Genomic DNA, 19,842 nt, shown 5'->3' with positions numbered 1-19,842 from the left:
GTTCTCCTTGATGAAACGTTGAGCGACGCTCAGCCCTGCGCGAGCTTGCGGCTCAGCCAGTTATGAAACCGGGTCGGCCCCTTGGTTGCAGTCTCGCTGGCTACCAATGACCGGTCGTCTAGTTCACTGCCGAAATAGCGCGCGTGCACGTCGGCGACCACCGGGCGCTTGTCGTGACGCGAGGCAAGGAACTTGCGCGCCAGCTCGTCGAGCGGGAAGCGGTCCGGTCCGCCGATTTCGACGGTGCCGTTCAGCGGCGCGCCGACCGCGAGATCGGCCAGGACGGCGCAGATGTCGTCCGAGGCGATCGGCTGGATCAGCGCCGGCGACATGTGGATCGTGCCGCCGACGTTGCCGGTCTCGACGATGCCTTCGACGAATTCGAAGAATTGCGTCGCCCGCAGGATGGTGTAAGGCTGCCCGGACGCCTTCACCAGCGCTTCCTGAGCCACTTTCGCGCGGAAATAGCCGCAGTCCGGAAGTCGGTCGGCGCCGACGATGGACAGCATGACGTGGTGGTCCACACCGGCGTCGGCTTCGGCGTCCAGCAGGTTGCCGGTGGACGTACGGAAGAAGTCCATTACGGCCTGGTCTTCGAACGACGGGGAGTTCGCGACGTCGACGACGACCTGGGCCCCCTCGAGGGCTGCCGCCAGGCCTTCGCCGGTCAGGGTATTCACGCCCGTGGAAGGCGCCGCGGCCACGGTTTCATGTCCATTAAGACGTAGCCGGTTTACAATATTCGCTCCAATGAGACCTGTTCCGCCGATAACTACAATTTTCATGTTCCGCTCCTCGAATGGGTGTCGATCGTCGACATGGCGCTCGATGCACACAGTATGTTTGCCGGCCGGACGGAAGACTTTGCCGTCATCTTGGAAATTTCTTGGTTTTCGCGTGGGAATTTATTCAGGACACCCGACAGGAAGGCGACCATGTTTCTAGTCTTCGAAGACTGCGTGCTCGACCTGGGCCGGCGCGAACTCGTGCGGGCCTCCCAGGTCGTGCCGACGGCGCCCCAAGTGTTCGACCTGCTGGCCTACCTCGCGAAATGCCACGAACGCGTCGTCAGCCGGGACGAGTTGATCGATGCGATATGGGCGGGCCGGATCGTCTCGGAATCGACCCTTGCCAGCCACATCAATGCAGTCCGCAAGGCGGTCGGCGACAGCGGCCAGGAGCAGCGCGTCATCCGGACGGTTGCCCGCAAGGGGTTCCGCTTCGCCGCCGATCTCCACGCGCGCAAGTCCCCGGATGAGGACGACGGCGCCGCTGCCGCCGCGCCGATGCCGGTGCCCGGCCCCGCGCCCACCCTGCCCGTCAAGCCGTCGATCGCCGTGCTGCCGTTCGTCAACCTGAGCGGCGACCCCGAGCAGGACTACCTGGCCGATGGCGTGATCGAGGACATCATCGCGGCCCTGTCGCGGCACCGCTGGCTGTTCGTCGTCTCCCGCAATTCCAGTTTTACCTACAAGGGCCGGACGGTGGACGTGAAACAGGTCGGCCGCGAGCTCGGGGTGCGTTACGTGCTGGAAGGCAGCTGGCGCAAGGCAAAAGACCGGGTGCGCATCACGGGGCAGCTGATCGACGCGACGACCGGCGCGCATCACTGGGCCGGCCGGGTCGAAGGCGTGCTCGGGGACATCTTCGAGCTGCAGGATCAGATCACGGAAAGCGTGATCGGCGCGGTCGCCCCGGAACTCGAGCGGGCGGAAATGGAACGCGCCCGGCACAAGCCGACCGAGAGTCTGGACGCCTACGACTACTACCTCCGCGGCATCGCCGAACTGCACCGGGCGAGCAAGGCGTCCAGCGCCCAAGCGCTCCAGTTCCTGTACAAGGCGATCGCGTCCGACCCGGAATTCGCCTCTGCCCACGCGATGGCCGCCTGGTGTTATTCCTGGCGCAAGGCGAACCGGTGGACGGTCGATCCGGCCCAGGAAACGGCGGAAGGCATCCGCTTGGCGCGCCGCGCCGTCGATCTGGACAAGGGCGACGCCGTCGCGCTGACCCGCAGCGGCCATGCGATCGGTTACCTTGCCGGCGATATCCCGGCAGGCATCGCGTTGCTGGACCAGGCGCTGTTCCTCAACCCGAACCTCGCCGCGGCACGCTATCTCGGCGGCTTCCTCAGACTGTGGATGGGCGACACCGAGGCCGCCATCGAATTTCTGACGGGCGCCGTACGTCTGAGCCCGCTCGATCCGGAAATGTACCGGATGCAGGCCGGCATGGCGGTCGCGCATCTGTTCGAGAAGCGCTTCGACACGGCCTCGTCCTGGGCCGAGAAAGCCTCGCGGGATTTTCCGGATTTCCTGCTGGCGGCCGTCGTCCTCGCGGCCAGCCATGCGCTCGCCGGCCGCACCGCCGAGGCGCAGCGCGCGATGGACCACGTGCGGCGCATCGACCCGGCGTTGCGTCTGATCACAGTCACCAGCTGGTTGCCGATACGCCGGCCGGAACATGTCGCCATCCTGCTCACGGGTCTGGCCGACGCGGGGCTGCCGCCCTAGCGGGCTCGCCGCTGTCGCAAAAGGCGTTGCTATGTCCGTTTCCGCACTGAACGGACTCGTTCCGGGTCGTAGGCTGCAGGGTAAGGAAACCGCAGAGACCGACCATGGCCACGCCGACCGATGACGCCCTGTTACCCAAGCCTGCTCCCTTGTCGCTCGCCGCGTGGAAGCAGTTCGTCAACGTGGCCAAGCCGTACTGGCTCGGCGACGAAAAGAAACGCGCCTGGACAATGCTGGTGCTGCTGATCGTGCTGATGGTCGTCGACACGAAGCTCGCCGTCATGCTGAACAACCAGACCGGCGAGCTGACCTCGGCGCTGGCGGCGCGCAACGGCGACCGCTTCTGGACGTCGGTGCGCGCGTGCCTGTTCATCCTCGCGTTCGCGGTGCCGACGTACGCCTTCTATTACTACATGCGCGACGTGTTCGCGAACCAGTGGCGGCGCTGGCTCACGGGCCGCTTCCTCGACGGTTATCTATCGGGCCGCCGCTACTATGCGCTTGGCGCGAGCAGCGCGATCGACAACCCGGACCAGCGCATCAGCGAAGACATCAACACGTTCACGGGCCGGTCCATCAACTTCCTGCTGATCTTCCTCGGGTCGATCATGCAGCTGGTGGGGTTCAGCGCCGTCCTGTGGTCGATCTCGCACGTGCTCGTGGCCGTGCTGGTAGCGTACGCCGTCACGGGCAACATCGTCGCGCTGTACTTCTTCGGCAGCCCGCTGATCCAGCTGAATTTCTGGCAGCTGCGACGCGAGGCCGATTTCCGCTTCAGCCTCGTGCGCCTGCGCGAGAACGCCGAGTCGATCGCGTTCTACCGCGGCGAAGGCCAGGAGCGCACGCGCATCGACGCCACGTTCGACAAGGTCATCCGCAACTTCGCGCGCCTGATCAGGAAACAGCGTTCGCTGAATTTTTTCCAGCGCACATTCAGCCAGCTCACCGTCGTGCTGCCGTACGCGATCCTGGCCGGCGGCGTGCTGTCCGGCGAGCTGGAAGTGGGCCGGGCGACGCAGGCGGCGGGCGCGTTCACCGCCGTGCTGGGCGCCGTCGGCGTCATCGTCGACAACTTCGAAAGCCTCAGCCGCTTCGTCGCCGGCATCGGCCGCCTGCAGGCGTTATCGACCCTCGTGCTGCCCGGCGCGGCACCCGCGGCCGCCGCCAACGACGAGCGCCCGCATATCCAAATGACGCCGTGCACGCACCTCGCGCTGGACGCGCTGACCCTGTGCCCGCCGCAATCGGACCGCGTGCTCATCAAAGAGCTGAGCCTCGTCCTGAAGCCGGGCGATGCCCTCTTGATCACCGGTGACAGCGGCTGCGGCAAGAGTTCGCTGCTGCGCGCGATCGCGGGCCTGTGGCGGGAAGGCAGCGGCGTCATCCACCATCCGCCCGCCGACGACGTGTTTTTCCTGCCCCAGCAACCGTATCTGCAGTCGGGCACCTTGCGCAGCCAACTGATCTACCCCAGCGTCAGCACGGACCTCGGCGACGACCAACTGCTGGAGATCCTCGACCTCGTCCACCTGCCGCGCCTGGCCGACCGTGTGGGCGGGCTGGATGCCGTGCAGGACTGGGACAAGCTGCTGTCGGTCGGCGAACAGCAGCGCCTCGCCTTCGGCCGCGTGCTCGTGCACAAGCCCGCCATCGTCATCCTCGACGAGGCGACGAGTGCGCTCGACAGCGGCAACGAAGCGTCGCTGTACGCGCGCCTGCGCGACAGCGGCGCCACGCTCGTCAGCATCGCCCACCGCGCGGGGGTGCTACGCCACCACACGCACGTGCTGCACTTGAACGGCGACGGCGGCTGGGCCATGCACGATGCCTGCAACTACCGGTTCGACGAGCCGGCCGCGAACGCGCCCGCCGTCGAGTCCACCCCGGTGGCGCTGCAGCCGGCTGCCGCGACATTCGTCGGGTAGGGCTAGAATGTCCGGTCCGACATCATCCTGAAGACGACCGTGACCATGCTGAACTTCTCCCAACCGGCGCTCGACGACGCCACCATCGCCGCCATGGCCGACACGATGCGCACGGGCTGGATCGCCAGCGGCCCGCGCGTGCTGGAATTCGAGCGCGCGCTGTCCGCCACGTTCGGCGGCCGGCCCACCCGCACGTTGACCTCGGCGACGGGCGCGATGGAGCTGGCGCTGCTGGCCTGCGACATCGGCCCAGGCGACGAGGTGATCACGTCCACGCAGAGCTTCTTCTCGACGATGAACATGATCGTCAAGGTCGGCGCCCGCCCCGTCTTCGTCGACTGCGACCTCGTCACGCGCGCGATCGACCTCGACCAGGTGGCCGCCGCCATCACGCCGCGCACGAAGGCAATCGTGCCCACGCACTTCCCCGGCGCTTTAGGCGACATGGACGCGCTGTACGCGCTGGCGCGGCACCACGGCCTGCGTGTGATCGAGGACGCGGCCCTGGTGCAAGGCTCGACGTGGAACGGGCAGCCCATCGGCAGCTTCGGCGACATCGCCACGTTCTCGTTCCACCCGAATAAAAACATGACGACGATCGAGGGCGGCGCCATCGTCGTGCCCGACGACGCGATGGCGCGGCGCATCGAGGTGCTGCGTTTCCACGGCATCGAACGCCTGCCGGACGACACGCGTGACGTCGCCGTCGCCAGCGGCAAATACAATATGTCGGACGTGTCGGCCGCGATCGGGCTCGCGCAACTGGCGCAGCTGCCGGGCTTCCTTGCGCAGCGCCAGCGCCTCGCGGACCGTTATTTCGAAGCGTTTCCCGCCATCGACGGCGCCGTGCTGCCGCCGCGCGGCGTGCCGGGCCAGAGCTGGAACATGTTCTGCGTGCTGCTGCCGTATGAAGCGCTCGGCACGACGCGGCAGGCATTCCGCGCCGCGCTGCGCGAACGGGGCATCGCGACGGGCCTGTCGTACGAACCGTCGCACCTGACGACGCTCGGCCGCAGCCTGGGCTGGCGCGACGGCCAGTTCCCCAACGCGGAGCGGATCGGGCGCGAGACCGTCGCAATTCCCCTGCACTGCGGGATGAACGAGGCGGACGTCGACCGCGTGTGCGCGGCCATCGCCACCGTGCTCGAATAACTCAGGCAGCCTTCAGCACGGGCCGCGCGGTCTTGCGCGGGAAGCGCAGGTGGTAGCGCAAGCCCTGCCCCGGGCTGCTCTCGACGCGCAACGATCCGCCGAGCACATTGGTCGCGAGGTTATACAGGATGTGGCCACCGAGGCCGCTGCCGCCGCTGCCGCGCTTCGTCGTGAAGAACGGATCGAACAGCTTGGCCAGCGTCTCCGCGTCCATGCCGGCGCCATCGTCGGCATACTCGAAGACGACATGGTCGCCGTCGAGCGCCGCGTGCACCGTAATGTGGCCGCGCTGGTCGCGCTCGAAGCCGTGCATCAGTGAATTGACGACCATATTGGTGACGATCTGCGACACGGCGCCGGGGAAGCTTTCCAGCACGAGGTCTTTCGGGCAGTCGACGGCGACTTCGATCGGCCGGCCCTTCAGCTTCGGCTGCAACGACAGCAGCACCTCGTTCAGGTAGGTGCCCAGGTTGAAGCTGCGGATATCGTCCGACGACTGGTCCACCGCCACCTGCTTGAAACTGCGCACGAGGGCCGCCGCGCGCTGCGTGTTCGTCGTCATGATGCGCAGCGACTGGTCGACGATGTCGAAGAACGCGTTCAGGCTGTCCTCCGTCATCGCACCGGCCGCCAGTTCCTCGCGCGTCAGCTTGAGTTCCTGCACGAGATGGCTCGTGGCCGTCACGCAGATGCCCAGCGGCGTGTTGATCTCGTGCGCGACACCGGCGACCATCTGGCCCAGCGACGCCAGCTTTTCCTTGCGCACGAGTTCCGACTGCGCTTCCTGCAACTGGTGCAGCGCCTGTTCCAGCGCGGCGTTCTGCTGCTCCAGCCGCTCCTTCGCCTTGCGGATCGCGCGGTCGGACTGCATGCGCGCGATGGCCACGGCCACGTGGCTGGAGATGAAGGCCAGCAGGTCGAGATCGGCCTTCGTGTAGACGACGGTCGGGTCGTAGCTCTGCACGACGAGCACGCCGTACGCCTTGTCGTGCACGAGCATCGGCGCGCCGATCCAGCTGGCGATGTCCGTGCTCCCCAGCGGGTGCTTCACCTTGCCCGCCGCGTGCAGCCGGGCGAAGCTGCCGGCGTCGTGGAGCTGCGCCTGCTTCGTCTGCAGCACGTACGACACCATGCCCATGCCGAACGGGAAGCGCTTCTGCGGCGCCTCGCCGTCCTTTTCGTCGGCAAAGTACGGGATGCTGATCTCGCCCGTGTCCGGGTGCGTGAGCGCGATGATGAAGTTCTTCGCCATCATCAGCTCGCCGATGATGCCGTGCAGGCTCGCGGCCAGGACGTCCGGCTCGAGGGCGGCCGCGGACAGGTCGGCGATCTGGTACAGCGCATGCTGCACCTGCTCCGCGCGGCGCCGCTCGGCCACCTCGCGCGCGAGGGCGCGCGTGCGCTCCTGCACGGCGCGCTCGAGGCGGTCCATGCTTTGCAGTCCTTGCAGCGCGTTCGACACGTGGTTCGCGATCAGTGCGAACAGCGCCTGGTCTTCCTCGCTGTACGTGTGCTCGGGCTGATAGCTCTGGATGACGATGGCGCCCAGGACTTCGTGCTGCTGGTCGAGCAGCGGGCAACCCATCCAGTGTTCGGCGAGGCTGCCCTTGCCCCACACCATGCCCGTCTCGCGCTCGCGCATCTCGTCGCCCGTCATCGTGAGCGGCTGCTTGTTGAGCATCACCCACGCGGTCGGCGATTCGTCGGGCGAGGCCAGGCGCACGCGCTCGTCCGGGCTCGGCCCTTCGTCGCGCGAATCGGCGAAATAGACGAAGCGGACCGTGTCGTCTTCCCGCTCCGCCAGGGTCACGTAGAAGTTTTCCGCGTACATGATGCGGCCCAGCGCGCGGTGCACGGCGCCGATGAATTCGGTGACGTCCGTGCAGCTGGCGGACAGGTGCCCGATGCCGAGCAACATGGCCTGCACGGTTTCCAGGCGGGCGAGACGGTCTTCCATCGTTTTCCCTTATCGAACCAAAAAGATGCGTTCGGGAAATATTATCAGCTCAGGCCGAGCTTGCGGGGATTGTGTCGCGGAAAACCACCACCGGAACAGGTTCTTAGCGCGGTGCGCGGAAATTGTTCTCGATCCAGGTATGCGCCGATGCCGGCGACAGCTTGAACGCCGGGTCCACGCGTACCTGCGCGACGCGCTCGCCCATCGGGTCGAAGGCGCTCAGCAGCGCGTACGGATTGTCCTCGTCCGGCACGATGTCGAGCGTCACCTTCAGCTCGCCGTCGTCGGTGGAGACGACGGTGCTCTTGTGCAGCCGCGCGTGCAACTGCTGCTCGTGGCGGCGGATCACTTCGGAGGCCGTCTTGACGAGCGTGTGGAAGGCGCTGACGTCGAGCGGCTTCGGGTTCTTCTTGTCGCGTCCCATGGTCCACGGGCCGACGAGGGCCGGTTCCGATTCGCCGTCCTTGTACATGGCCACGGCCCAGCCGTCGTCATCCTCGTTCTTGATGACGCGCGCGGTCCAGCCGTTGCCCTGCCACAGGCGGGCCTCCTGGACGGGGGCGTCGTCGTCGTGGCCGCCGTCGTCGTTGTGATTGTGGTCGGAAATATGATCGTTCATTCTTGCGGACTCAGTCTTGCGGGCGTGCGCCCAAAGGCAAGATCATAGGCGTTCGCAGCGCACTGGACAAGCGCCGATTCCCTTGGAACGCAAGAATGACAGGCCCGCTAGATGATGCGCAAATCGGGGCCGCGCGGCGGCATGATCGGGGGGCCGGGCGGCGTGCGACGCGGGTCGATCGCCGGCGACGGAATCTGGCTCTTGAACGGGTTGATGATGATGGGCGGAATCGCCGGCGGTGCCGAGGGCGGATTCTTGTGGCCGGCCGCATTCTGACTGCGGGTATCGAACATCCACTGCATAGATTGCCTCCTGCAACAGAGCAGGCTGTCAGTATAGACTTCGAGTCCAGCATTGCAAGGCTTGATTTCCGGCCACTTTTTACCGCTACGCCAGCGCGCGGTCGAGCAATTCGATCCAGTGCTCGACCGGAACGTCCGTCCCCGACTGCAGGTGCGTGATGCAGCCGATGTTGGCCGACACGATACGCTCCGGCCTCGTGGCCTGCAGCTTGGCCAGCTTGTCGTCGCGCAGCTGCCGCGCCACGTTTTTGTGCAGCACGGAGTACGTACCGGCCGAGCCGCAGCACAGGTGGCTGTCCGCGCACAGCTGCACGTCGACACCAGCGACGCGCAACAGCCCCTCGACCTTGCCGCGGATCTGCTGGCCGTGCTGCAAGGTGCAAGGCGGGTGGTACGCCACGCGCTGCGCGCCCGCGCGCGTGCCCAGCTTCTCGCGCAACTGCGCCTCGAACGCGGGCAGCACTTCGCTGACGTCCTTCGCCGCCGCGGACACGCGCGCCGCTTTCTCGGCATACGCGGGGTCGTCGGCCAGCGCGTGCCCGTATTCCTTGATCATCGCGCCACAGCCGGACGCGTTGATCAGGATGGTGTCGACGCCCTGCTCGAGGTAGGGCCACCACGCGTCGATGTTGCGGCGCATGTCGGCGCGACCGCCGTCCGCATCGTTCATGTGCCAGCGGATGGCGCCGCAGCACCCTGCCCGGCTGGCAGCCATGAGCTGCACGCCAACCGCGTCGAACACGCGCGCCGTCGCCGCATTGATGTTCGGCGACATCGCCGGCTGCACGCAGCCTTCCAGGAACAGCATCTTGCGCGCGTGCTGCGTGCGCGGCCATGTGCCCGCGTTTTTCGGCACCGGCACCTTGTCCTTCAACGCCTGCGGCAGCAGCGGGCGCACCAGCTGGCCTGCCTTCATCGAAGGCTTGAACAGCCACCGCCGGGGCAGCGTTTCCTTGAGCACCGTACGCAGCAGACGCTGCCCCGCAGGCCGCGGCACCTGCTGCTCGACGACGCGGCGGCCGATGTCCGCGAGGCGTCCATATTGCACGCCGGACGGACAGGTCGACTCGCAGTTGCGGCACGTGAGGCAATGGTCCAGGTGGGCCTGCGTCTTGTCGGTGGCGGGCCGGCCTTCGAGTACCTGCTTGATCAGGTAGATGCGGCCGCGCGGGCCTTCCAGCTCGTCGCCGGACAGTTGATAAGTCGGGCACGTCGCGGTGCAGAAGCCGCAGTGCACGCATTTGCGCAGGATGGCGTCGGCGTCAATGCCGTCGCGCGTGTCCCGGATGAAGTCTGCGAGATTGGTTTGCACGGCTAGAAATCCTTGTACATGCGGCCGCGGTTGATTACCCCGGCCGGGTCGAATGTGGTCTTGAGCCGTCGGTGCAGCGCGAGGACGGCGGGTGCCAGCGGCTGGAACACGCCCGCGTCCCGCTCACCGCCGCGGAACAGTGTCGCGTGGCCGCCGGCCGCGCTGGCCGCCGCGCGCACCGTGGCCGCATCGGCGTCGGTACTGAGCCAGCGCTGCGCGCCGCCCCATTCGATCAGCTGCGTGCCGGGCAGAGTCAGTGCCGGCGCGGCGGACGGCAGCGACAGGCGCCACAGCCCACGCGCCGCTTCGGTAAAGAAGCCCGCATCCTGCTCGCGCAGCGCGCCCCACCACGCGTCCGCGTCCGCGAGCACGTCGCCGCCGATGCGCTGGCGTGCCGCGTCGACGGCCGAGCGGGCGCCGGACAGGCGCACCGTCAGCACGCCGTCGTGCCAGCTCGACGCGGACACGGGCAGCGGCTGGCCGCCCCACTCGTTCAGGCGGCGCAGCGCTTCTCCCTGCGTCATAGTCTGGCGCACCGTGCATTCCGCGACGGGCTTCGGCAACACCTTCAGCGACACCTCGGCGATCAGGCCGAACACGCCCAGCGATCCGGCCAGCAGGCGCGACACGTCGTAGCCGGCCACGTTCTTCATCACCTTGCCGCCGAAGTGCAGCAGCTCGCCGCGGCCGTCCAGCAGCACGGCGCCCAGCACGAAATCGCGCACGGCGCCTGCCGCCTGGCGGCGCGGCCCGGACAGGCCCGCCGCCACCGTGCCGCCGATCGTCGCGAACGGGCCGAAATACGGCGGCTCGAACGCGAGCATCTGGTCGTGTTCCGCCAGGTGCGCCTCGATCTCGGCCAGCGGCGTGCCGCAGCGGGCGCTGATCACGAGCTCCGTCGGTTCGTAGTCCGTGATGCCGCGGTACGCGGTCGTATCGAGCACCGTGCCCTGCACGTCCTGTCCGTACCAGTCCTTGCTGCCGCCGCCGCGCAGGCGGAGCAGCGTACCGCTGGCGGCGGCGTGGCCGATCCGGTCGGCGAATTCTTGGAGTGTCGTATCCATCGTCAAAAGCGCGGCAGGTTGGGAAATGGCATCTGCCCGCGGCGCACGTGCATGCGGCCGTATTCGGCGCAGCGGTGCAACGTGGGGATCGCCTTGTCGGGATTGAGGATGCCGGCGGGGTCGAACGCGCGCTTCACGGCGAGGAATGCATCGAGCTCCGCGCGCGAGAACTGCACGCACATCGAATTGATCTTCTCGATGCCGACGCCGTGTTCGCCCGTGATCGTGCCGCCGACCTCCACGCACAGCTCGAGGATGTCGGCGCCGAACTGCTCCGCGCGATGGAATTCGCCGGGCGCGTTCGCATCGAACATGATCAGCGGATGCAGGTTGCCGTCGCCGGCGTGGAACACGTTCGCGCAGCGCAGGCCGTATTTCTGTTCCATCTCCTCGATCCGCTGCAGCACGTGCGCGAGGTGCTTGCGCGGGATCGTGCCGTCCATGCAGTAATAGTCCGGCGAGATGCGGCCGACGGCGGGGAACGCGTTCTTGCGGCCGGACCAGAAGCGCAGGCGCTCCGCTTCGTCCTGCGACACGGACAGCGCCGTCGCACCACAGCGGCTCAGCACCTCGCTCATGCGCGCGATCTCTTCCTCGACTTCTTCCGCGATGCCGTCCGATTCGCACAGCAGCACGGCGGCCGCCTGCGTGTCATAGCCCGCGTGCACGAATTCCTCCGCGACCTGCGACGACAGCCGGTCCATCATCTCCAGGCCAGCGGGGATGATACCGGCCGCGATCACGCTGGCGACAGCATCGCCGGCCTTCACGATGTCGTCGAACGACGCCATGACGACGCGCGCCACGCGCGGCTTCGGCACCAGCTTGACGGTGACCTCGGTCACGACACCGAGCATGCCTTCCGAGCCGATCGCCACGGCCAACAGGTCCAGCCCTGGCGCGTCCAGCGCCTCGCTGCCCAGTTCTACGATCTCCCCAATCGTCGTCACCATGCGCACGCGCAGCACGTTGTGCACGGTGAGGCCGTATTTCAGGCAGTGCACGCCGCCCGAGTTCTCGGCGACGTTGCCGCCGATCGTGCATGCGATCTGCGACGACGGATCGGGCGCGTAGTACAAGCCGTGCGGCGCGGCCGCGTCCGAGATCGCGAGGTTACGCACACCGGGCTGCACGACGGCCGTGCGGGACACCGGATCGAGCTTGACGATGCGGTTCAGCCGGGCCGTCGACAGCACGACACCGCCTGCGATGGGCATCGCGCCGCCGGACAATCCGGTGCCCGCGCCGCGCGGCACGATCGGGAGCCCCAGTTGCCGGCACACGGCGATGGTGGCCATGATCTGCGCCTCGTCTTCCGGCAGCAGCACGATCATCGGCATCTGGCGGTAGGCGGCGAGGCCGTCGCATTCGTACGGACGCGTATCTTCCGGGTCGGCGCGCACGCAGCGCGCAGGCAGCACCGCCAGCAGCGCGGCCGTCACTTCGCGGTGGCTGACCGCTCCGGTTTCGGGAGAGATGGGAGCATTCATCGGATCACCAGCAACGTAAAGGGCCACACATACGCCTGCAACGTGACCATGACGCCGACCAGGGAGGCCAGCGCGAACGAATGGAAGAAGACGAAGCGCAGGATGTCGCCTTCGTGGTTGACCCAGCGCGTCGCCGTGGACGCGACGACGATGGACTGGGCATCGATCATCTTGCCCATGACGCCGCCCGAACTGTTCGCGGCGCCCATCAGGTTCGGCGCGAGGCCGAGCTGCTGCGCCGCGACCTTCTGCATGCCGCCGAACAGCACGTTCGACGCCGTGTCCGACCCGGTCATCGCCACGCCGAGCCAGCCCATCAAGGTGCCGAAGAACGGGTACAGCGCGCCCGTGTTGGCGAACGCGAGACCCAACGTGGTGTCGGTGCCGGAGTAGCGCGTCAGTGTGCCCAGCGCGAGCATCAGCACGATCGTCAGCAGCGAATAGCGGACGAGCCACAAGGTGCGGAAGAACGTGCGTACGATTGCACCGAGGCTGTAGTGCATGAACAGCGCACCGGCGATGGCGGACAGCAGGATGCCTGTCCCGGTCGCGGACAGCAGGTTGAAGACGTAGACGGCCGCTTCCGGCACGGCCTTCGGCACCACGGGCGGCACGCGCATGACCGCGTTGTGCAGGCCGTCCATCGGGAACTTCGGCGCGAACACGCCGTTGAAATACGCCTTCACCGGGGGCAGGCCCCAGATGAAGACGAACACGGTGAGGATGAGCCACGGCGTCCAGGCGCGCACGTATTCCGCCCGCGTGTACGCCTTCGTGCTCTCCGCGCGGCGCGGCGCGGATTCCGCTTCACGGCCCTTCAGGCTCGCGTTCGTCCATACGGTCTTCGGCTGCCACACGCGCAGGAACAGGATCAGCGCCGCCATCGACACCAGCGCGGCGATGATGTCCACGAGTTCCGGGCCGATGAAGTTCGACACGAGGTATTGCGGGATCGCGAACGACAGGCCCGTGACGAGGATGGCGGGCCAGATGTCCCACATCGCCTTGCGGCCGGCGAACGCCCAGATCAGCCAGAACGGCACGAGCAGCGAAAAGAACGGCAGCTGGCGGCCGATCATCGCCGTCACTTCCATCAGGTCGTAGCCGTGCACCTTGGCCAAGGTGATCACCGGAGAGCCGAGCGCGCCGAATGCGACGGGCGCCGTGTTCGCGATCAGCGACAGGCCGGACGCGGCCAGCGGCGAGAATCCGAGCCCGATCAGGATGCCGGCCGTGACGGCGACGGGCGTGCCGAAGCCCGCCGCGCCCTCGAAGAACGCGCCGAAGCAGAACGCGATCAAGAGCAGTTGCAGGCGGCGGTCGTTCGTGATGCCGGACAGCGACGCCTGCAGCACCTTGAAGCTGCCGTTCTGCTCGCACAACTGCTGCAGGAAGATGATGTTCAGGACGATCCAGCCGATCGGCAGCAGGCCCGTGAAGCCGCCCAGCAGCGCGGCCTTGCCCGCCATCGGGGCCGGCATGTGGTAGGCGAAGACCGCGACGCAGAACGCGGCGGCCAGGCCCAGCGCCGCGGCGATGTGGGCTTTGATGTGGAAGAAGCCCAGTGCGGCCAGCATCACCACGACGGGTACTGCCGCCAACAACGTCGATAACGCCATGCTGCCGAACGGATCATAAATCTGTTGCCAAACCATGTGTGTCTCCTCGATTGATAGAATTTTTATATGTTTTTATTCGGGCTGCCCGCGCTCGCGCAGCAGGTCGGCCAGGCTGCGCGGCGCCGGCTTCAGCGGCGTGCGGTGCGCCGTCCACCCCAGCTGCTCGTTCGGTGCCAGCGCGCGCAGCCGCGTGGCCGCCCAGCGGAACATGCGATACACGCCGGGCCGGGCGAACGCGCCGCGCCAGAAGCGCCAGACGAGGCGCTCGCCGCGGCTGTACTTGGCGCCCTGCCCGCGCAGCGGGTGTTCGACTTCGGCATCGGGATTGCGGTTCGCCTCCGTGCGCAGGCGCACGAGCAGTTGCGGGATCGGGATGCGCACGGGGCAGACGTCGCCGCACGCGCCGCACAGGCTCGACGCCGTGGCGAGATCCGCCGTCGACTCGAGGCCCAGCAGGTGCGGCGACAGGATCGCGCCGATCGGTCCGGGATACGTCGTGCCGTACGCATGCCCGCCGATGCGGCCATAGACGGGGCAATGGTTCATGCACGCGCCGCAGCGGATGCATTGGAGTGTCGCGCGCAGCTCTTCGTCCGCATACGCCTGCGTACGGCCGTTGTCCAGCAGGACGAGGTGCAGTTCGCGCGGTCCATCGAGTTCACCCGCGCGGCGCGGGCCGGAGATCAGGTTGCAGTACGTCGTGATGGCCTGGCCGGTGGCGGAGCGCGTCAGCAGGCTCGCGAGCGGCACGATATGCTCCAGCTTTTCCACGACCTTCTCGATGCCCATGATGGCGATGTGCACGTCGGGCACCGTAGTCGACAGCCGGCCGTTGCCCTCATTCTCGACGAGCCACAACGTGCCCGTGTCGGCCGCGGCGAAGTTTACGCCGGACAGGCCGATGTCGGCATCGACGAACGCGCTGCGCAACGTCAGTCGTCCGGTCTGGATTAGCTGGTCGACATCTTCCGTGTACGCGGCGCCAGGGATGTGCTCCGCGAACAGCGCGCCGATGTCGGCGCGCGTCTTGTGAATGGCCGGCATCACGATGTGCGACGGCTTTTCGCCCGCCAGCTGGACGATGTATTCGCCCATGTCCGATTCCAGGCATTCGATGCCGCGCTCGGCCAGGTAATGATTCAGCTCGATTTCCTCGCTCGCCATCGACTTGCCCTTGACGATGCGGCGGGCACCGCGCGCCGTCGCGATGCGGTGGATGATCGCGTTCGCCTCCTCGGGCGTGGCGGCCCAGTGGACGTGCGCCCCGGCGGCCGTCAGCTTGTCGTCCAGCTGCTCGAGCAGCGCGGGCAGCTTGGCCAATGCGTTCTTGCGCACCGCTTCGCCGAGGTCGCGCAGCTGCTGCAGCTCGTCGTCGTCGCCGAACTGGCTGCGGCGCTTGTCCTGCAGGAAGGTCATCGCGCCGCGAAAACTCTGGCGCAAATGCGGGTCGGCGAGCGCCGCGCGGCTGCGCGCGTGGAAGTCCTGCGGCGGCACGAATTGCAACGGGGACGTCGTCATGCGCGGTTCCTCTCATCGGTGACGATCACGATCCACGTCCAGCGCGGACCGTGTGCGCCGAACGCCAGGGTCTGCTGGATGTCGGACGTCTTCGACGGTCCTGTCGCCAGCACGAGGTTCGTCGGCATGCCGTCCTGCCAGCGCTCGGCGTGCAGGGCCTGGTGCAGGTCGGCGTGCAGCGTGTGCGCGTGGACGAGCGCGATGTGCAGCGGCGGCACCAGCGACACCGTGCGCGGCGTGACCGCATCCGGCGCCAGCACGAGCGTGCCCGTGGCCGCGATACCCGAGCGCGCGACGGTGAAGCCGGCATCGACCGAGTCGAACAGCTCGTCTTTCCAGTCTTCCAGCGGCCGTTCGAATGCGACCGCTTCCACGCCCGCCGGCAGCGCGGCGCGCAGCGCGCGGCCTTCCGGCGTCGCGGCATCGACGAGAATGCGGCGCACACCCGCCGCCGCGATGCGTTCGGCCAGCAGCGCGGGCCACACCTCGGCAGCCATGCACCAGGCTTGCGCACGCACCGCGTGCAGCGCCTCCAGCATGCGCTGCGCCAGCGTGTCCGGCGAATCCGGCGTTGCGGCGCGGCGCGCGTCGAAATGGGCGTCGATGCGGCGTTCGAGGTCCGCCGTGCCGGCCGCGCGTGGATTGGCGGCGCGCAGGCGCCCGAGGATGCTGTCGCGCGCCGTCATGCCTGTTCTCCCATCCGGCGCCACAGGAAGCTGGCCAGGTGTTCGACGTCGAACGGCGCGCCCTGGTGTCGCGCCGCGTGCCCGATGTTGAGCAGGCACGCGCAGTCGGCCGACACGACGCGGCCGCATCCGGTCGCGCTCACGGCCGCCACCTTGTCCTTGACCATCGCGCCGGAAATATCGGCATGCTTGATCGAGAACGAGCCGCCGAAGCCGCAGCATTCCGATTCGCGTTCGTGGTCCACACGCGTCACGCCGGGCAAGCCATCGAGCAGCGCCACGCCGTGTGCGCGTGTGCCCATCTCGCGCCGTGCCGAGCACGATGTATGCAGCGCGACCGTCTCCGATCCCACGGACGTCCCGGCGGGCAAGTTCCAGCCCAGCACGCACGTCAGGTATTCGGCGAACTCGAACACGCGCTCGGCCAATGCCTGCGCTTGCGGGCCAAGGACAGGGTCGTCGCGGAACAGTTCGGGCCAGTGCTTGCGCATCATGCCGGCGCAGGAGCCGGACGGGACGATCACGGGCCAGTCGTGCGGAAACAGGTCGAGCTGGGCGCGGGCGACGGCGCGCGCCTCGTCCGGATTGCCGCTGCTCCAGGCGGGCTGGCCGCAGCAGCTCTGGCCGCGCGGGTAGTGGACGGTGATGCCGGACGCCTCGAGCACGCGCACGGCGTCCAGGCCGGCCTGAGGCATGAACAGGTCGATCACACAGGTGGCGAACAGATACACGTCGCTGGCGGGCGGACGGTCGTAGCGGGTCATGGTTGTCTCCGGATCGTGGATACGTGTTTTTCTTTTTGTTGGCAGATATTTCCAGTAATCTGTATGCACGACAAACTGGTTGGGCCAGGAAAGGGATTGACGTGGCGACATCGAATCGGCAGACCGGCGGACGGGTCACCTCGGTCACGCGCAGGCTGGAGGACGCCTTGCTTGACGGCACGTTCCCCGCGAATTCTCGGCTGCCGTCGGAGCGCGAGCTCGCGGCCCGCTACGCCGTGTCGCGCAATACGGTGCGGGAAGCGATCCAGCAGCTGGGGGCGCGCGGCCTCGTGCAGATCCGGCCGCGCAGCGGCGTGTTCGTGTCCGACCAGTTGCGCACGGGCGCGACGTCGCCGTGGGGCCAGCTGATCGCCGACAGCCCCGCGCGGCGCGAAGACATCCTGGAATTCCGCCGCGTGCTGGAAGGCGCGACCGCGTATTTCGCCGCGTTGCGCGGCACGGACGACGACCTCGAGCGCATCCGCGGCGCGATGGCGCGGCTCGACCAGGCACGGCGCGCAGGCGACCATGGGGGCGAATCGCGCATCGACGTCGAGCTGCACGAGGCGATCGCCAAGGCGTCGGGCAACGGCATGTTCCTGCACCTGCACAGCAGCATCACGAAGATGATGCGCGAGCACATCATCCGCAACGTGGACGGCTTGCGCGAACTGAACCAGTCGGTGTCGGAAACCCTGTCGCTGCAGCACCGCACGATCTGCGACGCGATCTGTGCGCGCCGCCCGGAAGAGGCGCGCACGGCCATGCAGACGCACATCGACTACGTGCGCAGCCGCTTCGACGTCGACGGCGACGACTAGCGGCTGTGGTTGGGCCAGCCGCGCGGGCGCGCCGTTCGTCGCCGCAGGCAACCCTCCGGCCCTCGAAAAATGCAGCTTGTCGCAGCCTGGTGGAGGCGCGCGGGACGTACAGATACAGTACGACCATGCCGACAACGACATGACCCGATCAACAAGACACCGCGAGGACCCATCATGAAAAAGACCGCCGCCATCATCATCCTGTTCCTGTTCGCCCTGCTCGTCTGGAATGTGTTCACGTTCGGCGACAGCGTCGTCAACATCGACGGCGAAGACATTGGCGGACCGCTGGGCGCCCTGCTGGCGACGTTCTTCGCGGGCGGCGGGCTGCTGCTGGCCGGCGTGATCATGCTGTTCGTGGGCGCCGTGCTGGCCGTGGTGTTCGCTGGCGTGGGCGTCCTGTGCATCGGCGGCTTGGCCATCGGCGCGTGCGTGCTGGCGCTGATGGTGTCGCCGCTGCTGCTCCCGCTGCTGGTCCCTGTCGCAATCGTGTGGTTCTTCGTGAGCCGGTCGCGCAAGCACCGCGTGATGCAGCAAGCCGTCTAAATCCCTTCCACCAGCCGCATCGCGAACACGATCGGCAACCCAGCCGCGATGACCTTGCGCGCGGCCGCCCCGTGGTCGTACGGCACGCGAAAATACTGGATCTCGCGCGCCCCGTCATCGAAGATCGCATAGCAGGCCGCATTGTTCTGGTCGCGCGGCTGGCCCACGGCGCCCGGCAGCACGAGGTACTGGTGCTGCGGCTGCAGGGCGATGGCTTCCCCCGCCTGCGGCACGTGGCGGCCCATGCGGCCGTCGTCGGCGCGGCGGTACAGCGCCGGCATGTGCACATGGCCCGAAAACACGATGCGGCTCCCGGCGGCGCGGATGCTGCGCTCGGCCGCGGCGACGTCCGTGATGTATTCCCACTGCTGCGGCGCATGCGCGCTGGCGTGCACGAAGAAGGCGTTGCCCTGCTTGTGCGTGAGGGGCAGCGCGGCGAGGAACGCGATCTGGTCGGCGTCCAGCTGGCCGCCGGTCCAGGCGATGACTTCGCGCGCTTCCGCGTGCATGCGCGACGTGGGCGGGTGCGTGACGGCGTAGTCGTGGTTGCCCTGCACGGCGATGGCGCCGCGCGCCACGTGGTCCATCACCGTGCGCACGACCCAGGCCGGATCGGCGCCGTAGCCGACGAAGTCGCCCGTGAACGCGTACTGGTCGACGTGCTGCTGCGCCGCGTGCGCGAGGCAGGCCTCGACGGCTTCGCGGTTCGCGTGCAGGTCGGTCAGCAGGGCGAGGCGCATGGGGGGTCAGGCGGGGGTCACGCGCCCGCGCGTTCCCGTGCGTATTGCTCGTAGCCGCGCGCGCGCAGCTCGCACGCCGGGCACTTGCCGCAGCCGTGGCCCCAGGCATGCGGCGCCCCCCGCTCGCCCAGGTAGCACGTGTGGGTCTCGAAGCGGATCAGGTCGACGAGCGCCTCGCCGCCGCACGCCTCCGCCAGCTGCCACGTCTGCTTCTTGTCGATCCACATCAGCGGCGTCTCCACCTTCAGGCGCGTTGCCATGCCGAGGTTCAGCGCGACCTGCAGCGCCTTCATCGTGTCGTCGCGGCAGTCGGGGTAGCCGGAGAAGTCCGTCTCGCACATCCCGCCCACGAGCACGTTCAGGCCGCGCCGGTACGCGACCGTCGCCGCCACCGTCATGAACAGCAGGTTGCGGCCGGGGACGAACGTGTTCGGCAAGCCGTTGGCCTGCATCGCGATCTCGACGTTGCTGGTCAGTGCCGTGTCGGAGATGCGCGCGATCAGCGACAGGTCGATCAGGTGGTCCTCGCCGAGGCGCTGGTCCCACGTGGCGGACAGCGCCCGCATCTTCGCGAGCACGGGTGCGCGCACGTCCAGCTCGATCGCATGGCGCTGGCCGTAGTCGAACCCGATGGTCTCGACGCGCTCGTAGCGCTGCAGGGCCCAGGCCAGGCAGGTGGTGGAATCTTGTCCGCCGCTGAACAGGACGAGCGCGGTATCGGGTGGGTGCATAGTGGATTTCCTGAAGTAATTGTCGAGCGAGGCGTCCGCCATCACATTTGACAATCAGTTAAGATGTGGCCGGCATATTGACG

Annotated in this window: 18 protein-coding genes; 5 read left to right on the top strand and 13 right to left on the bottom strand. The window is 67.6% G+C overall.

Annotation, left to right across the window (positions count from 1 at the left end; all coding sequences use genetic code 11):
* Positions 1–29 precede the first annotated feature (29 nt).
* Entirely contained in the window at positions 30–785 is a 756-nt protein-coding gene (locus NX784_RS06225; RefSeq protein ID WP_258815798.1) for an SDR family oxidoreductase, read from the bottom strand.
* 150 nt (positions 786–935) lie between these two features.
* On the opposite strand from NX784_RS06225, the gene NX784_RS06220 reads away from it, so the two are divergent.
* The 3 genes from NX784_RS06220 (at position 936) to NX784_RS06210 (ending at position 5,590) form a co-directional block, all read left to right on the top strand.
* Positions 936–2,513: a winged helix-turn-helix domain-containing tetratricopeptide repeat protein gene (locus NX784_RS06220; RefSeq protein WP_258815797.1), complete on the top strand. Its 1,578-nt coding sequence runs from the start codon at positions 936–938 to the stop codon at positions 2,511–2,513.
* 104 nt (positions 2,514–2,617) lie between these two features.
* A complete protein-coding gene (locus NX784_RS06215; RefSeq protein WP_258815796.1) occupies positions 2,618–4,438 on the top strand; it encodes an ABC transporter ATP-binding protein/permease in 1,821 nt (606 codons plus the stop codon).
* Positions 4,439–4,483: 45 nt separating this feature from the next.
* Positions 4,484–5,590, top strand: coding sequence for a DegT/DnrJ/EryC1/StrS family aminotransferase (locus NX784_RS06210; protein WP_258815795.1), 1,107 nt, complete (start codon positions 4,484–4,486; stop codon positions 5,588–5,590).
* 1 nt (position 5,591) lies between these two features.
* On the opposite strand, the gene NX784_RS06205 is transcribed toward NX784_RS06210, so the two are convergent.
* The 10 genes from NX784_RS06205 to NX784_RS06160 form a co-directional block, all read right to left on the bottom strand.
* The gene (locus tag NX784_RS06205; RefSeq protein WP_258815794.1) at positions 5,592–7,547 is read right to left on the bottom strand and encodes a GAF domain-containing sensor histidine kinase; all 1,956 of its coding nucleotides are present in this window, start codon (positions 7,545–7,547) and stop codon (positions 5,592–5,594) included.
* Between the two features lie 103 nt (positions 7,548–7,650).
* Positions 7,651–8,166 (bottom strand): hypothetical protein, encoded by a 516-nt coding sequence (locus NX784_RS06200; protein WP_258815793.1) that lies wholly within the window; start codon positions 8,164–8,166, stop codon positions 7,651–7,653.
* Between the two features lie 107 nt (positions 8,167–8,273).
* Positions 8,274–8,468 (bottom strand): hypothetical protein, encoded by a 195-nt coding sequence (locus tag NX784_RS06195; RefSeq protein WP_258815792.1) that lies wholly within the window; start codon positions 8,466–8,468, stop codon positions 8,274–8,276.
* Between the two features lie 85 nt (positions 8,469–8,553).
* Positions 8,554–9,780, bottom strand: coding sequence for a glycolate oxidase subunit GlcF (gene glcF, locus NX784_RS06190; protein WP_258815791.1), 1,227 nt, complete (start codon positions 9,778–9,780; stop codon positions 8,554–8,556).
* Between the two features lie 2 nt (positions 9,781–9,782).
* Entirely contained in the window at positions 9,783–10,844 is a 1,062-nt protein-coding gene (gene glcE, locus NX784_RS06185; protein ID WP_258815790.1) for a glycolate oxidase subunit GlcE, read from the bottom strand.
* Positions 10,845–10,846: 2 nt separating this feature from the next.
* Entirely contained in the window at positions 10,847–12,334 is a 1,488-nt protein-coding gene (locus tag NX784_RS06180) for an FAD-linked oxidase C-terminal domain-containing protein (protein WP_258815789.1), read from the bottom strand.
* A complete protein-coding gene (locus NX784_RS06175; RefSeq protein WP_258815788.1) occupies positions 12,331–13,989 on the bottom strand; it encodes an L-lactate permease in 1,659 nt (552 codons plus the stop codon). The genes NX784_RS06180 and NX784_RS06175 overlap by 4 nt, the downstream gene beginning before the upstream one ends.
* A 36-nt stretch (positions 13,990–14,025) precedes the next feature.
* Positions 14,026–15,471, bottom strand: coding sequence for a LutB/LldF family L-lactate oxidation iron-sulfur protein (locus NX784_RS06170; protein WP_258815787.1), 1,446 nt, complete (start codon positions 15,469–15,471; stop codon positions 14,026–14,028).
* Positions 15,468–16,157, bottom strand: a complete 690-nt coding sequence (locus NX784_RS06165) for a LutC/YkgG family protein (RefSeq protein WP_258815786.1) — start codon at positions 16,155–16,157, stop codon at positions 15,468–15,470. The genes NX784_RS06170 and NX784_RS06165 overlap by 4 nt, the downstream gene beginning before the upstream one ends.
* Positions 16,154–16,921, bottom strand: coding sequence for a (Fe-S)-binding protein (locus NX784_RS06160; RefSeq protein ID WP_258815785.1), 768 nt, complete (start codon positions 16,919–16,921; stop codon positions 16,154–16,156). The genes NX784_RS06165 and NX784_RS06160 overlap by 4 nt, the downstream gene beginning before the upstream one ends.
* A 101-nt stretch (positions 16,922–17,022) precedes the next feature.
* Between NX784_RS06160 and NX784_RS06155 the strand changes: the two genes are divergently transcribed.
* Together NX784_RS06155 and NX784_RS06150 are read left to right on the top strand one after the other, a co-directional pair.
* A complete protein-coding gene (locus NX784_RS06155; protein ID WP_258815784.1) occupies positions 17,023–17,742 on the top strand; it encodes a FadR/GntR family transcriptional regulator in 720 nt (239 codons plus the stop codon).
* A 174-nt stretch (positions 17,743–17,916) separates the two neighbouring features.
* Positions 17,917–18,288, top strand: a complete 372-nt coding sequence (locus tag NX784_RS06150) for a hypothetical protein (RefSeq protein WP_258815783.1) — start codon at positions 17,917–17,919, stop codon at positions 18,286–18,288.
* On the opposite strand, the gene NX784_RS06145 is transcribed toward NX784_RS06150, so the two are convergent.
* The gene (locus tag NX784_RS06145) at positions 18,285–19,028 is read right to left on the bottom strand and encodes a metallophosphoesterase family protein (protein ID WP_258815782.1); all 744 of its coding nucleotides are present in this window, start codon (positions 19,026–19,028) and stop codon (positions 18,285–18,287) included. The genes NX784_RS06150 and NX784_RS06145 overlap by 4 nt on opposite strands.
* A gap of 17 nt (positions 19,029–19,045) precedes the next feature.
* Positions 19,046–19,759, bottom strand: a complete 714-nt coding sequence (gene queC, locus NX784_RS06140) for a 7-cyano-7-deazaguanine synthase QueC (protein ID WP_258815781.1) — start codon at positions 19,757–19,759, stop codon at positions 19,046–19,048.
* Positions 19,760–19,842 lie beyond the last annotated feature (83 nt).

Origin of the sequence: Massilia pinisoli (assembly GCF_024753285.1) — a bacterium.
Lineage (GTDB): Bacteria > Pseudomonadota > Gammaproteobacteria > Burkholderiales > Burkholderiaceae_D > Telluria > Telluria pinisoli.
Note: the sequence above shows the minus strand (reverse complement) of the source record. Positions and strands in the feature narration are given on the sequence as shown.

Coding starts and splice junctions, on each gene's coding strand:
- NX784_RS06175 (WP_258815788.1), bottom strand. CDS start 13,989: ATGGTTTGGCAACAGATTTATGATCCGTTCGGCAGCATGGCGTTATCG.
- NX784_RS06165 (WP_258815786.1), bottom strand. CDS start 16,157: ATGACGGCGCGCGACAGCATCCTCGGGCGCCTGCGCGCCGCCAATCCA.
- NX784_RS06220 (WP_258815797.1), top strand. CDS start 936: ATGTTTCTAGTCTTCGAAGACTGCGTGCTCGACCTGGGCCGGCGCGAA.
- NX784_RS06195 (WP_258815792.1), bottom strand. CDS start 8,468: ATGCAGTGGATGTTCGATACCCGCAGTCAGAATGCGGCCGGCCACAAG.
- NX784_RS06205 (WP_258815794.1), bottom strand. CDS start 7,547: ATGGAAGACCGTCTCGCCCGCCTGGAAACCGTGCAGGCCATGTTGCTC.
- NX784_RS06160 (WP_258815785.1), bottom strand. CDS start 16,921: ATGACCCGCTACGACCGTCCGCCCGCCAGCGACGTGTATCTGTTCGCC.
- NX784_RS06170 (WP_258815787.1), bottom strand. CDS start 15,471: ATGACGACGTCCCCGTTGCAATTCGTGCCGCCGCAGGACTTCCACGCG.
- queC (WP_258815781.1), bottom strand. CDS start 19,759: ATGCACCCACCCGATACCGCGCTCGTCCTGTTCAGCGGCGGACAAGAT.
- NX784_RS06210 (WP_258815795.1), top strand. CDS start 4,484: ATGCTGAACTTCTCCCAACCGGCGCTCGACGACGCCACCATCGCCGCC.
- NX784_RS06200 (WP_258815793.1), bottom strand. CDS start 8,166: ATGAACGATCATATTTCCGACCACAATCACAACGACGACGGCGGCCAC.
- NX784_RS06180 (WP_258815789.1), bottom strand. CDS start 12,334: ATGAATGCTCCCATCTCTCCCGAAACCGGAGCGGTCAGCCACCGCGAA.
- NX784_RS06225 (WP_258815798.1), bottom strand. CDS start 785: ATGAAAATTGTAGTTATCGGCGGAACAGGTCTCATTGGAGCGAATATT.
- NX784_RS06215 (WP_258815796.1), top strand. CDS start 2,618: ATGGCCACGCCGACCGATGACGCCCTGTTACCCAAGCCTGCTCCCTTG.
- glcE (WP_258815790.1), bottom strand. CDS start 10,844: ATGGATACGACACTCCAAGAATTCGCCGACCGGATCGGCCACGCCGCC.
- NX784_RS06145 (WP_258815782.1), bottom strand. CDS start 19,028: ATGCGCCTCGCCCTGCTGACCGACCTGCACGCGAACCGCGAAGCCGTC.
- NX784_RS06150 (WP_258815783.1), top strand. CDS start 17,917: ATGAAAAAGACCGCCGCCATCATCATCCTGTTCCTGTTCGCCCTGCTC.